Source organism: Micromonospora inaquosa, assembly GCF_003857055.1.
GTDB classification, from domain to species: domain Bacteria; phylum Actinomycetota; class Actinomycetes; order Mycobacteriales; family Micromonosporaceae; genus Micromonospora; species Micromonospora inaquosa.
Map to the genome: position 1 here is coordinate 1 of NZ_QGSZ01000271.1, position 13220 is coordinate 13220.

Sequence of the window (13220 nt, forward strand, 5' to 3'; positions counted from 1 at the left end):
TGGCGGCACTGGCTGCCGGTGTGCTGCCGGCCGGCCGGGGCTTGGGCACCAACGGCCGGGACGGGTCGATGGGCAGCCGTCCCCGGTCGGCGAGCACGATGGCACGCAGCCGCTCGATCCGTCCGCTGTCGTCGGCGACGAAGACCTCCCGGCCGTCGACGGCGAGCGCCACCGCGAGCCCGGCGGTGAGCGTGGTGGAGTCCTCCCGGGCGCTGACCAGCGCCACCCGGGCGGGCTGCCGGACCCGCTCGGCGACCGCCATCGCCACGTACCGGACGTCGGCGTCGACCGCCCGAGGGCTGCCCCGGAACGCCGGCCGGCGCACCGTGCCGAGCAGCGGCAGGCCGGAGGCTTCCCGGCCGTCGGCGACCGAGCGGACCCGCCGGTCGGTCGACTCCCAGAGGTACGCCAGCACGATGCCGATCAGCGCGCCACCGAGCAGGCCGGCGACCAGGTAGAGCAGCCGGTGCCCGGCGGAGGTGACCAGCGCCTTCTCGGCGGTCTGGGTGACCCAACCGGGGTTGACGTCGACGGCCGCGATCTCGGTACGGGCGGCGTTGAGCTGGGTGAGCTGGTTGTTGATCCCCGCCAGCTCGGCCACCAGCGCGTCACCGGCGGCGGTGTCCTTGGCGGTGTTCGCCCGCTTCTGCAACGCGGTCTGCTGGGCGACGACCTTGGTGATGCTGGCGTCGTAGGAGCGCAGCATCTCGGCGCGCTGCTGCTCGTACATGGTCCGGCGCACGCTCAGGTAGGCCTCGGCGGCCATGTTGGCGCTCTGCACGGCCCGGTGCGCGTCGCGCGCCTGGTAGGTGAAGCGCAGGATCTGCCCGCCGGTGGGCACCTCGACCTCGAGCGCGTCGCGGATGTCCCGCGGGTCACCGCCGGCCGAGTTGGCGAGCCGCTGCACCACCTCGGTGCCGGTGGCGATGCCGCTCTCCACGTTCATGTTGACCGCGCGGTCGGCGCCCGCGCCGCTGGGGGTGAAGGCGTCGGTCACCACCGGCCGGACCGCGACCACGGCGCTCGCGGACAGCGCCGCCGGCACCAGCAGCACGTAACCGAGCGCGGCGAGCAGACCGACCATGGCCACCGCCACCACCAGCCGCAACCGGTGCATCGGCACCTGCAGCAGGTCGGTCAGTGTCACGGTACGCGAGGTGCCGGAGGACGGGCCGTCCGTGGGCCAGGGGGCGGGCGCTGCGTCAGTCATGGAACTTCTTCACCGTCTGTTGAGGATTGCCGACGACCACGACGCCGGGTGGTACGTCCGCGCGGACCACCGTCGCCGCGCCGACGACGCTGTCCCGCCCGACCCGCACGCCCTTCAGGACCAGGGCGTGCGCACCAACCCAGACGTTGTCCTCGAGGACGATCGGGGCCCGGGTGAGCGGGCCCGGCGGTGCGTGCCGCTGCTCGGGGGGCAGGTTGTGGAAGTCGTTGTCGAGCAGCTCGCAGTCCGACAGGAGGCACCGGTCCCCCACGGTCACCGACGTCCAGGTGCCGATCCAGGTGGCGTTGAGCAGACAGTCCGCGCCGACGCGTACCTCGCCGGGGCCGGCGAAGCGAACGAGCTTGTTCAACCGGGTGCGGTCACCGATGGTCACCCGTACGCCGCGGCGCAGCCGGATTCGGCCACGGATCTCCACGTCCCGGCCGAGTGTCAACCGCCGGTAGCGGAGTTGGTACCAGCCGCGTTTGACCGCGAAGACCAGACGCACCGCGCGTCTTGTTCGGTTGCCAGCGGCGCCGAGCAACGAGCCTCCCCCACGTCGCGGGGCCGGCAGCGGTGGTAGCCGCCACCGGCCCTACGTGAACAATCTACCGATGCTCCGTTACGAACGGTTGACCGTTACTCTACGGAGAAGAACGTCGATGGGGTAGACCAGGACAACTCGGGCGTCGCGGTGGCGACCACGAATCCCGTGGCGCCACTGACCACCGCCGCCGGTGCGGCCGTCGGGTCGAACGCCACGCTCCGCAGGTTGCCATCGGTGGCCCCGTAGACGATCCGGCCATTCACCCAGGCCATGCCCCGCATCCCGGACCAACTCTGCCCGGTGGTCGGCAGGGTGAACTCGGTAGCGCCGAGGTAGTTACCGTCGATCTCGAAGTAGCGGTAGAAAAGACTGTTCGCCCCGGTACGGGTGTAGTAGAGCCGGCCGTCGAGGAAGAAGGCGCCGGTCAGCAACGCCGGGTTGTACCAGTCGTTGTAGCCGGACGCCTCCCACGGCGAGCCGATCGCGCCCCCGTTGAAGAGCGAGACGTCGATCCGGCTGCCGGTGGGCGTACCGGCCACCGTGTGCGACCAGTAGATCCGGTCGTCCACCCGCCAGGTCGCACCCGCCGCCGTGTACGCGGGCTGGCTGACGGTGGTCGCGGTGCCCAGCGCGGTGCCGTCGAACGGCACCTTCGCCAGGGTGCCCGAGGCGGTGCCCAGGTAGAGGTTGCCGCTGGTGGCCGACGGCGGGTTCTTCGGGGCGATCGTGCGTCCGCCGGCGAGCGGGAACATGCCGAGCCGACCGTGGTACTCCTCGCCCATGCCATCGGAGTTGTGCCCGAAGTAGAGGCCGTCCGAGCCACGCCACAGCACCGGCACCGACGAACCCCAGTTGCTGGTGCCCGACGGCATCGACGCGCTGCCGCTGCGGCGCGGGTTCCAGTTCACCGGCATGCCGGTCGCCGGAGTGACGGCGGCGATGCCGAGCCGGTCGATCGCGCCCGTGCCGGCCTTGTCGCTGGCGTTCGGGTTGTTCAGCCAGCGGAAGTGCCCGCCCAGGTAGATGACGTTGTCCGCCACCTCGACAGAGGTGATGGTGTCGTTGCCGGTGAAGTCGACCCAGGTGGCGAGCAGGCCGCTGCCCCGCGTGGCGGTCTCGAAGCGGACCAGGGCGTCGCAGTAGGCGGCCGGCCAACCGGCGCCGCCGTTGCTGCCGACCACGAACCAGCTGCCGTCGCCACCGAACTTCACGTCCTGCACGTAGTGCACGAAGGTCGCCGGCGAAGCGCACGGCGCGACGAACTTGTCGGTGCTCCAGTCCAGCACCGTGGGCGTCCCGGAGACGTCCACCAACACGATCTGATTGCGCGGCAGGTCGTTGACGAGCGTGAAGTTGCCGCCGGCGACCAGGGTGTTGCCGTCCGGCGAGACGTCGATGGTCCAGACGTACGAGGTGGTGCTGTGCCGACCCACCGTGGCGTCGATGCTGAAGCTCGGGTCGATCGCGCCGGTGGTCGCGTTGAGCCGGCCGAGACCCGCGTGCGCGGTGCCGTTGAGCCAGTTGAACGCGCCGGCCACGTACAGCCAGTTGCCGTAGAGCGCCACGTCGCGGACCGTGCCGCCGTCGGAACGGCCGACCCAGCTGTCGACGATCGCGCCGGTCGACGGGTTGAGCGCCACCAGGTTCTTCCGGGAGACGCCGTTGACGTTCTTGAAGGCGCCGCCGACGATCAGCGTGCCGCCGGGCCCGGCGACGAGGGTGTTGACCGCGCCGTCGAGCACCGGCAGGAAGGTGGTCGACATGGTGCCGCTGGTCCGGTCGTACGCGAAGAGGTAACGCTGCGTGATCCACGCGGAACTGGCGGTCTGCCGAAGTTGGGTGAAGCTGCCGCCGACGAAGACCGTGTTGCCGACCTGCGCGAAGGCACGGGTTTCACCGTCTCGCGCGTGCGGGGTCGCGTCGGCGGGGTTCGCCGACACCAGGGTCGCCGTCGCCGGGACCGGTACCACTGCGGCCGACGCGGTCGTGGGCACGCCCAGAGCTGCGGCGATGATCGCCAACGCGACCATCCCCGCCCGAGTACGACGTTGTCCTGCGGAACGCCACAAGTGCGAGAGTATGGGCACGCTGCGCCTCCAGATTGGATGAGAACCCGAGGTAGCGTGCCTCCTCCAAGCTGGTTAACAAAATCCGCCGATTGGGCGGTGCATGAATCCGCAAGCCGACAGAACGCCGGAGGATCGGCCGCCCGATCCCCCGGCAAACGCCGCCCTGTCAGTTCATTCGGGTCGTCAGCGGCTACCTCCGGTGGGTTGCCGCAGATACGGGTCCTTGCCGGCCTGCGCGAAGCCCGCCACCGCCGCGGCGTCGTGGTTCATCGTCATGTCGCAGGTCGACGTGCGGCTGGTCATGCCGGCCGAGTTGAAGTAGATGGCCGCCTTGATCTTCGGATGCGCCTTCAGCGCCGCCGGGAAGTCCTGGAACCAGCGTTGCTTGGCGCCCGGATCGGCGGAGTTGAAGTTGGTGCCGAACTCGGCGAGCATCCGGGGCTTGCCGGCGCCGATGCCGTTGTCGTCCAGCCACCGGTAGAAGCCACCAACCGTGGTGCTCGGGCTCTTCCACACGGTGCTGCCGTTGCAGACGTGGAAGTTGTACGGGTCGTAGGCGACCCAGTCGACGTACCGGTCACCGGGGTACAGACCGGCGTACCGGGAGTAGTGCCCGGACCAGCCCATCATCGTCCAGACCCACACCGCGTTGGTCGCGCCGGCGCTGGCGAACCGCTCGTGGACGTAGCGCCAGGCACGGACGAAGTCGGCGTCGCTGCCCTTGTTCGGCTCGTCCTCCGGCTCGTGGTCGAAGCCGATGAACACCGGTACACCAGCGGCCCGGATCCGACCAGCGACCGCGTCGATGGTCGCGTCCTGCTTGCCGCCGTACACATCGGACCACTTGAGGGTCGTGCCGGCGGAGAAGTCACGGGACTCCCAGGCGAAGAACATCAGGCGGCCTTCGCGCATCTGCTGCGACTCGTACACGTCGGGGAAGGCGCCGTTGCTGCCGGAGTTGGAGAAGTCGTGATAGCGGTGCACGATGTCGAACTTGCGCCCGACCTGCGCCTCCACGTCCGCGACGGCCTTGCCGTGGTCCCAGCCGCCGGCCGCCCCGGCGGGTGAGTACATGCCCCACCAGGCGCCACAGGACGGGACGAGCTTGTCCGAGACGGACCCGCACTTGCCGGCCGGAAGGGTGCCGGTGGGGCTCGGCGACGCCGTCCGGGTCGGGGCGATGGTCGGCGACGGCTTCGGCGAGGCGGTGGTCGGCGACACGCTCGGCGACGGAGGCGGCGCCGGCCGGGTGGTCGTCACCGGCGACGGCCGGGCCCCGAGGTCGTAGCTGATCATCAGGCTGGGCCGCAGGTCCGGGTTGCGGTTCTCGACCGACGCCCAGTAGATCCGGCTCTCCAGGCCACTCTGCGCCAGGGAGACCGTCCAGGTGCCGTTGCCGGTGACCAACTTGGAGACGTCCCACTCGTTGACGCCCTTGGACACACTGGTCACGCTGTCCAGTGCGGCACCGGCCGGCGTCAGCGGAGGCCGCGACTCGCGGGCGCTCAGCGGCGAGGCGTACGCCGTCACCGTGGCGGCGAACTGCTGCCAGGCGTGCACCCGCAGCGTCGCCCGGACGTTGACCGCGGCGGCCGGCAGCGTGGTCACCGCGAACTCGATGACCGCCTCGCGGCCACCGCGCGGGTTGCCGTCGCAGCGCGTCGCGCAGGTCGCAAGGGTCGTCTTGGCCGCGTTGTCACCGTCCTGCGGCACCGCGGTCGCGGTGGTGTCCGCAGCCGCCCGGATCGACAGGTCGTCGCTGGCCAACAGCGGCATCATGGTCGCCACGATGCCGGCCACCACCGAACCGCCGACCACGCCGATGGCAATTGCCTTACGCCGGGGTCCGGAACGGAACCGGGTGATGCGGTGCAGTCCGTGCCTGGTCAAGGAAACTCCCTGTGTCTGCGTCCATAACGGTGAGCAGCGTATCGATGACCAGCACACGGCGCCGGAAGGACAGTTTCCCGTAAGCGCGTCTTAACCGTCAGCTAAGGAACCGCCCCGGGGAGAATCAGGGCTTCACCTGCGGCTGCGGCGACCTCGATGTGGAGTCCGCCTGTTCCGGACTGCCTGTTCGGTCCGTCAGGCGGCGCGAGCGGCAGCCAGCGCGGCGGCCATCGCCGTCCTCGGCGCGGGCATCCCGGTAAACTGCTCGAACTGCCCGACCGCCTGGGCCAGCAGCAGATCCAGACCGGAGACGATCCGACAACCGGCCGCGTCGGCGGCGGTCGCCAGCGGGGTGGGCCACGGGTCGTAGAGCGCGTCGAAGAACACCGCGCCCGGCCGCCAGGCCACCGCGCCGGCCAGCGGGTCGGCGACCCCCTTCGGCACCGTGGAGACGACCACATCGGCGGTGCCGAGGCGCCGGGGCGCATCGGCCCAGGGCGCGGGCGTCAGGGCGACACCCAGCGCGTCGGCCACCGGCCGTAGCTCGTCGACCGCTTCCGGTCGGCGGGCCACCACCGTCACCGACGAGCAGGCCAGCTGCGCGGCGGCGGCCAACGCGGCGCGGGCCGTCCCGCCGGCACCGAGCACCGTCACGGCGGCACCGGCGGTCACCCCGGCGTCGGTGAGGACGTGCACCATGCCGGCGACGTCGGTGTTGTCCGCATACCAGGAGCCGTCGGGACGGCGTACCAACGTGTTCGCCGCGCCGACGGCGACGGCGACCGGCGAGGCGGCGTCGGCCACGGCGAGCGCCGCCTCCTTGCCCGGCATGGTCACCGACAGACCGGCCCACTCCGGCCCCAGGCCGCCGACCAGATCCGGCAGCTCCGCCGCCGAGCACTCGATCCGGGTGTACGACCACCCGGTCAACCCGGCCGCGGCGTACCCGGCATTGTGGATCACCGGGGAGAGCGAGTGCGCGATCGGTTTGCCGAGCACCGCCGCCCGGTGCACCGACGCGGTCAACGGCGCTCCTCGACAGGCGGAACCATCCTCACCCGATCCATTCAACACGCCCACCTGCCGCCCCCTGGACCCGGTCGGACACCGGGCGGGTTTCCCGACCATCTGTCGAGTCCTCCCGACAACGACGGGTCAGGGCCCGCGGCGAACCACCCGCTGCGGGCCCTGACTCCGCTCTGCGACCCCCCGGCCGGAGGTCAGATGATGCCGGCCTCCCGGGCCTTGTCCTTGTTGCGCTCGTGCTGCTCCGGCGTCTCGGCGAACTCCGAGTGGCCCTGCTTGTCGATCGCCACGAAGAAGAACCACTTGCCGGGCGGCGGGTTCATCGCACCTTCCAGGGCCTCCTTGCCGGGGTTGTTGATCGGGGTGGGGATCATGCCCGGCAGTTTGCGGTTGTACGGGTTCTTCGAGTCGTTGAGCTCGGCCTCGGTCATCTGCTTGGAGGACTTGGTCGGCTTACCGATCGACTCCAGGTAGTAGTTGACAGTGACGTCCATCTCCAGGCAGTTGCAGGGGAACTCGCCGTACACCCGGTTGTAGGCCACCCGGGCGACCTTGCCCAGGTCGTCCTTGTTACCGGCCTCGGCCTGAGCGAGGGAGGCCACGATCAGCGCCTCGTACGGGCTGACCTTGCGCTTCTCCTGCACCTGGTCCGCGAACTTCATCTCACCGGTGACGGAGAGGAAGCGGTTCACCATCAGCTTGAGGATGCTCTCGGCGGTGGACTTCGGGGGGATCTCGTAGGTGTCCGGGAAGAGGAAACCCTCGACGGACTTGACGCTCTTCTTGCCGTCGTCGCGCTTGAACCACCAGTCCGGGACGCCGAGCGCCTCCGGGTCCTTCGCGGCGGCCTGGAAGTCCTTGACCGGGATCTTGGTCTTCTCGGAGAGCAGCTTGTAGATGTTGAAGCTCGTGCGGCCCTCGGGGATAGTCAACCCGTTGACGATCTTGTTCTTCAGGTCGAGCATCGCGGTGACGGCATTCGCGCCGCTCATCTGCTTGCGCAGCTTGTACGTGCCCGGCTGGATGTTCTTGCTGCGGGAGTTGGCGTCGGCCGCCTCGATGAAGGCCTTCTGGCTCTTCACCACGTCGGCCGCCACCAGGGCGTCGGCCATGTCGGCGAGCAGCGCACCGTTCTTGATCTCGACGGTGACCTCACCGGCCCCGCTGCCGTCGTAGTCGGGGGTGACGAAGTAGTTCTGGATGCGGTCGAAGCCGTAGAACGCGCCGCCGCCGATGCCGCCCAACAGGAGCAGGGCCATCAGCAGTGCAAGGAAGGTCTTGCCCCGACCGCCGCCGGACCCGCTCTTGCGCTTACGGAAGCCGCGCCGGTGCCGACCCTTCTCCCCCCGCTCCGGCTCGTCGAACCCAAGGTCCAGATCGTCGATCATTACGTCCGCCTCCGCTGCGCGTCCAGCCAGCTCTGCAGGATCTCCACCGCGGCCGCCTGATCGACAACCGCACGTTGACGTTTACCTCGGACGCCACGCTCGGCAAGCCTACGAGAAGCGACCACGGTCGACATCCTCTCGTCAGTGAGCGTTACCGGGACAGGCGCTATCACATCGACCAGTCGGTCAGCGTACGCCTTCACGTGGACGGCCGCAGGGCCGTGCTTGCCGGCGAGATTGACCGGCAGGCCGACGACAACCCCGACGGCCTCGTGCTCGGCCACCAACGCGGCCAGCTCGGCGAGGTCGCTCGGCACCGCGTCCGGCGCCGCCGTGAGATCACGGGCCAGGGTGACCAGCGGCGTCGCCAAGATCCCGTCCGGGTCCGAGCGGGAGACACCCACCCGCACCTGGCCGACATCCACACCGATGCGCACACCGCGCGTCAGCTCAGCCACCGACGGTCACCACCGTCCGGGTACGAACCAGGGCGGACCAGATGGTCCGCCCTGACTCACAGTGATGATGTATCACGCCTCAGTGATCGCCTTCTCGACGGTGAGCAGCAGGTTCGGCGCCTCGGCTGCGGGCAGGCCGCCGCCCTGGGCAAGGTCGGGGCTGCCGCCGCCGCGCCCGGAGAACGCCGCCTTCACCAGATCCGACGCCGCCAGCCCTCGGCTGCGCGCCGCCGCGTTGACCGCCACCACCAGGGACGCCTTGCCGTTCGACCGCGCCGCCACCGCGACGACCGCCGGCCGCGCCGGGTCGATCTTGCCGCGGATCTCCTGGGCCAGGGTGCGCACATCGTTGCCGGCCGCACCCTCCGGCGCCTCGGTGCCCACGTACGCGACCCCGCGCACGTCCTTGGCCTGCGCCGCGAGCGCCGCCGCGCCACCCAGCACCAGCTGGGCCCGCAGCTTCTCCAGCTCCTTCTCGGCGTCGCGCAACTGGGTGACGGTCTGCTCCACCCGGTCGGCAACCTGATCGTTGGGCACCCGGTACAGCTCGGCCAGCCGGGAGACCAACAGGTGCTCCTTGGCCAGGAAGCTGAAGGCGTCCATGCCGACCAGCGCCTCGACCCGGCGGACACCGGAGCCGATCGACGACTCGGAGAGGATCTTCACGAGGCCGAGCTGGGCCGAGCGGGCCACGTGCGTGCCGCCGCACAACTCCCGGGCGTAGTCACCCACCTCGACGACCCGCACCTCCTCGCCGTACTTCTCGCCGAAGAGCGCCATCGCGCCGATCCGCCGCGCCTCCTCCAACGAGGTGATGAAGGCGTGCACCTCCAGGTCGGCCAGGAGCACCTCGTTGACCTGCTGCTCCACGTCACGCAGAACGCTCGGCGACACCCCGGTCGGGGTGTTGAAGTCGAACCGGAGCCGACCGGGGGCGTTCAGCGACCCGGCCTGCGTGGCCGACTCGCCGAGGAAGTTCCGCATCGTCTGGTGCACCAGGTGCGTGGCGGTGTGCGATCGGGAGATCGCCCGCCGCCGAGTCGTGTCGATCTCGGCGAAGCCGGCCTCACCGGCGCGTACCTCGCCCCGGATCACCCGGGCGCGGTGCACGATCAAGCCGGGCACCGGCTGCTGCACGTCGAGCACCTCGACCTGCCCGCCACCAACCGTGATCATGCCCTGGTCGGGCTGCTGGCCACCGCCCTCGGCGTAGAACGGGGTGGTGTCCAGCACCAGCTCGATGGTGTCGCCCTCGGTCGCCGCCTGGCGCGGGCCGTCAACGCCGAGCAGCGCCCGCACCGTCGACTCGCGCGACACCTCGCTGTACCCGGTGAACGTCACCGGCCCACCCGCGTCGAGCACCGAACGGTACGCCGACAGGTCGACGTGACCGGTCTTGCGGGCCTGCGCGTCCGCCTTCGCCCGGGTCCGCTGGTCGGCCATCAGCCGCCGGAAACCCTCGTCGTCGACCGTCAGGCCCTGCTCCGCGGCGATCTCCAGGGTCAGATCGATCGGGAAGCCGTACGTGTCGTGCAGCTGGAACGCCTTCGCCCCGGACAGCGCGGAGCCACCCGCCGTGCGGGTCTCCGCGATCGCGGTGTCCAGGATCGTGGTGCCGGCACGCAGGGTGGACAGGAACGCCTCCTCCTCCGCGTACGCGTAATCCGCGATCCGGTCGAAGTCGGTCGCCAGCTCCGGGTACGACGGGGACATGCAGTCCCGGGCCACCGGCAGCAGCTCGGGCAGCGCCCGCTCCTGCCAGCCGAGCAGCCGGATCGACCGGATCGCCCGACGCATGATCCGGCGCAGCACGTACCCGCGGCCCTCGTTCGACGGGGTCACCCCGTCGCCGATCAGCATCAACGCCGTCCGCACGTGATCGGCGATCACCCGCAGCCGCACGTCGTCCGGGTGCGACTCGCTGGCCACATGCCCGGAGTGCGCGCCGTACCGCTTACCGGTCAACTCCGCCGCTCGGGCGAGGATCGGCCGGACCTCGTCGATCTCGTACAGGTTGTCGACACCCTGCAGGATCGAGGCCATCCGCTCCAGGCCCATGCCGGTATCGATGTTCTTCGCCGGCAGGTCACCCAGGATCGGGTAGTCCTCCTTGGTGGTTCCCGGACCCCGCTCGAACTGCATGAAGACGAGGTTCCAGTACTCCATGTAGCGGTCCTCGTCGACCGCCGGACCACCCTCACGGCCGTACTCCGGGCCCCGGTCGTAGAACAGCTCCGACGACGGGCCGCACGGCCCGGGGATGCCCATCGACCAGAAGTTGTCCGCCTTGCCCCGACGCACGATCCGCTCGGCGGGCACCCCCACCGACCGCCAGATCTCGTACGCCTCGTCGTCGTCGAGGTAGATCGTCGGCCAGATCCGCTCCGGATCCAGACCGTAACCACCCTCGGCGATCGGCTTCGTGGACAGCTCCCACGCCAGGGGAATCGCCCCGGCCTTGAAGTAGTCACCGAAGGAGAAGTTGCCGTTCATCTGGAAGAACGTGCCGTGCCGGCTGGTCTTGCCGACCTCGTCGATGTCCGGGGTGCGGATGCACTTCTGCACGCTGACCGCCCGCCGGTACGCGGGAGTCTGCTGACCCAGGAAGTACGGGACGAACTGCACCATGCCGGCGTTGACGAACAGCAGGTTCGGGTCGCTGATGGCGGGCAGCGGAGCGGACGGCACCACGGTGTGGCCATTCGCCTCGAAGTGCGCGAGGTACCGCCGCTTGATCTCCGCCGTCTTCATCGCTGGTGTTCCTCCGGAAAGATTTCTCGATCGCCAATCCGCGGGTCTTCCCGCAGCTCGGCGAACTGATCGTCGAACGCCTCGCCCTGGGCGAACGCCTGGTGGATCTCCTGCTCGCGTTCGGCCATCCCGACTCGGACGTCCTCCACGAAGCTACGCAGCGACTGAACGAGCCCGCCAGCGGATTCCGTCAGCGACCCGGCGATGCCCGCTGGCGTGTACGCCTGCGCGGTCCGGGTGGCCTTGCGCACCACGACCACACCGACGGCCACCCCGATGCCGAGCCAGAACAAGCGCCTCATGTCCCGCTACCCTCCTGGTCCCGGCCGGTCAGCTGTTGCCGCGTCGCGCGGCCCGTCGCTGCTGCTTGATGGTGTCGCGTACCTCGCGCTCGGTCTCGGCGTGCCGACGGCCGGCGGCGGCCTTACGCACGCCGTAGCCGAACGCGGCCACCTTGACCAACGGGTTGGCGGCCGCGGCAGAGACGACGGTGGCCAGGTTGGCAACGTTGGCGGTGACGTTCTGCGCGTGGCTGGTCATGGTGTCGACCTTCGCCAACTGGAGGTTCACACCGTCGAGCGAGGTCTGCACCTGCTCCAGCGCGGTGTTGACGTTCTTCACAGTGGTGTTCACGTCGCCGAGCAGCGGCGCGGTCCGATCGTTGAGGTCGTTGATCATGCGGGTGGTGGCGTCAACCGTGTGCCGCAGCCGCAGGATGGGCAGCGTCAGGATGAGCACCAGCACCGCGAACGCGGATGCCGCGATCAGCGCCGCGATCGCTCCAATGTCGCCCATGCCTGTCCTCCTCAAGCAGAGTTCCGCAGGACCCGACGTCCCCGGAACGCACAACCATGGCACCCGTACCGGCCGCCGAGCCGTCGGCGTTCACCGGTAGCGGGCGTGCCGCCAGCCCCAGACCCTACCGTCCGTGATGGAGACCGGCTCAGGACGGTGAGGGTGTCAGCTCACCCAGCGGATCCGCACTGACCGTTGGGAACGGATCCTCACCGGTCAGTGACGGGTCAGTGGTCGGCTGCGGCCTGGTCCGCTCGTCATCGATCGCATTGCGCACCTTCACCGACACCAACGAGCCGGTGCACTCGGTCGCAGCGGCCGACGGGTCGTCGGACGGCACGACTGCCGGCTCGCCGTCCACCGGCGGCGGCACACAGGTCGGCTCGCGTACCCACAGGTCGAGGGTCAGCTCGTCGCGACGCCAGCAGGTGTAGCTGCCCTTCGTCTGCTGCTCCGGGCAGCGGCTCACCTTCCACGGCCGCCACCCGTCCTGACGCAGCGCGTCCTCGTAGACCTGCGCCGTCTCCTCGGGCGCCTTCTCCGAGGTCACGGTCCGCTCCCGCAGCCGGCAGTCGAGCAGGCACCACCGGCTGCCGCTGACGTCGTCGACAGTCTTCGCGGCGGCCCAACCGGGCACGTTGAGCTGGTCCAGGTTGTCGAAGACCGGGTCACGGCTCAGCGTCCGGATGCCGAAGAAGAGCGGCACCGCGCCGAGCAGCACGATGCTGACCAGCGCCAACACCGCCGCGCGCAGGCGGCGTCGTTCCCGGGTCTGCCGGCGCTCCTCGGAACGGGCACCCGGTGCGGCGTCGTCGTCCGGCAGGTCCTGGCCGGCCGAGCGCAGCGCCGGCCCGTCGGCGGGCTCCGGTGCCGGCCGGTCGACCGGGTCGGACGCGGAGGGCACCACGGCAGCGGCACGGGCGACGCCGACGGGCTCACCGGCGCGTCCGGGCGGCGGCACGGGCGCGACACCACTCGGCTCGGCACGACCGGGCTCTCGATGCGGGGGCAGGGCACGTCCGGCGGCCCGGTCGGCCGGCGCGGCTCGACCGACCGGCGCAGCGGCACGGGCCGGACCGGCCGGCC

Annotated in this window: 11 protein-coding genes; all 11 read right to left on the bottom strand. The window is 70.3% G+C overall.

Annotated features, from left to right (window positions below; translation table 11 throughout):
* Positions 1 to 1210: YveK family protein (locus DLJ59_RS24895; RefSeq protein ID WP_124775034.1), on the bottom strand; the 1210-nt coding region annotated here is incomplete at its 3' end.
* Complete coding sequence (locus tag DLJ59_RS24900; RefSeq protein ID WP_124775036.1) at positions 1203 to 1718, bottom strand: acyltransferase; 516 nt, start codon at positions 1716 to 1718, stop codon at positions 1203 to 1205. The genes DLJ59_RS24895 and DLJ59_RS24900, both read right to left, overlap by 8 nt.
* Positions 1719 to 1849: 131 nt before the next feature.
* Positions 1850 to 3787: a hypothetical protein gene (locus DLJ59_RS24905; RefSeq protein ID WP_124775038.1), complete on the bottom strand. Its 1938-nt coding sequence runs from the start codon at positions 3785 to 3787 to the stop codon at positions 1850 to 1852.
* A gap of 222 nt (positions 3788 to 4009) precedes the next feature.
* Positions 4010 to 5716 carry a glycoside hydrolase gene (locus DLJ59_RS24910; protein WP_124775040.1) on the bottom strand — a complete coding sequence of 569 codons (1707 nt, stop codon included), beginning with the start codon at positions 5714 to 5716 and terminating at the stop codon, positions 4010 to 4012.
* Positions 5717 to 5911: 195 nt separating this feature from the next.
* Positions 5912 to 6742 carry a shikimate dehydrogenase gene (locus DLJ59_RS24915; protein WP_244236213.1) on the bottom strand — a complete coding sequence of 277 codons (831 nt, stop codon included), beginning with the start codon at positions 6740 to 6742 and terminating at the stop codon, positions 5912 to 5914.
* A 194-nt stretch (positions 6743 to 6936) separates the two neighbouring features.
* Positions 6937 to 8130 carry an endolytic transglycosylase MltG gene (gene mltG, locus DLJ59_RS24920; protein WP_124775044.1) on the bottom strand — a complete coding sequence of 398 codons (1194 nt, stop codon included), beginning with the start codon at positions 8128 to 8130 and terminating at the stop codon, positions 6937 to 6939.
* Positions 8130 to 8588, bottom strand: coding sequence for a Holliday junction resolvase RuvX (ruvX, locus tag DLJ59_RS24925; RefSeq protein ID WP_112677948.1), 459 nt, complete (start codon positions 8586 to 8588; stop codon positions 8130 to 8132). The genes mltG and ruvX overlap by 1 nt, the downstream gene beginning before the upstream one ends.
* Before the next feature lie 72 nt (positions 8589 to 8660).
* Entirely contained in the window at positions 8661 to 11339 is a 2679-nt protein-coding gene (gene alaS / locus DLJ59_RS24930) for an alanine--tRNA ligase (protein WP_124775046.1), read from the bottom strand.
* Complete coding sequence (locus tag DLJ59_RS24935) at positions 11336 to 11641, bottom strand: hypothetical protein (protein WP_124775048.1); 306 nt, start codon at positions 11639 to 11641, stop codon at positions 11336 to 11338. The genes alaS and DLJ59_RS24935 overlap by 4 nt, the downstream gene beginning before the upstream one ends.
* 28 nt (positions 11642 to 11669) lie before the next feature.
* Positions 11670 to 12134 (bottom strand): DUF948 domain-containing protein, encoded by a 465-nt coding sequence (locus DLJ59_RS24940; RefSeq protein WP_112677951.1) that lies wholly within the window; start codon positions 12132 to 12134, stop codon positions 11670 to 11672.
* Positions 12135 to 12282: 148 nt separating this feature from the next.
* Entirely contained in the window at positions 12283 to 12978 is a 696-nt protein-coding gene (locus DLJ59_RS24945) for a hypothetical protein (RefSeq protein ID WP_425271457.1), read from the bottom strand.
* Between the last annotated feature and the right edge of the window lie 242 nt (positions 12979 to 13220).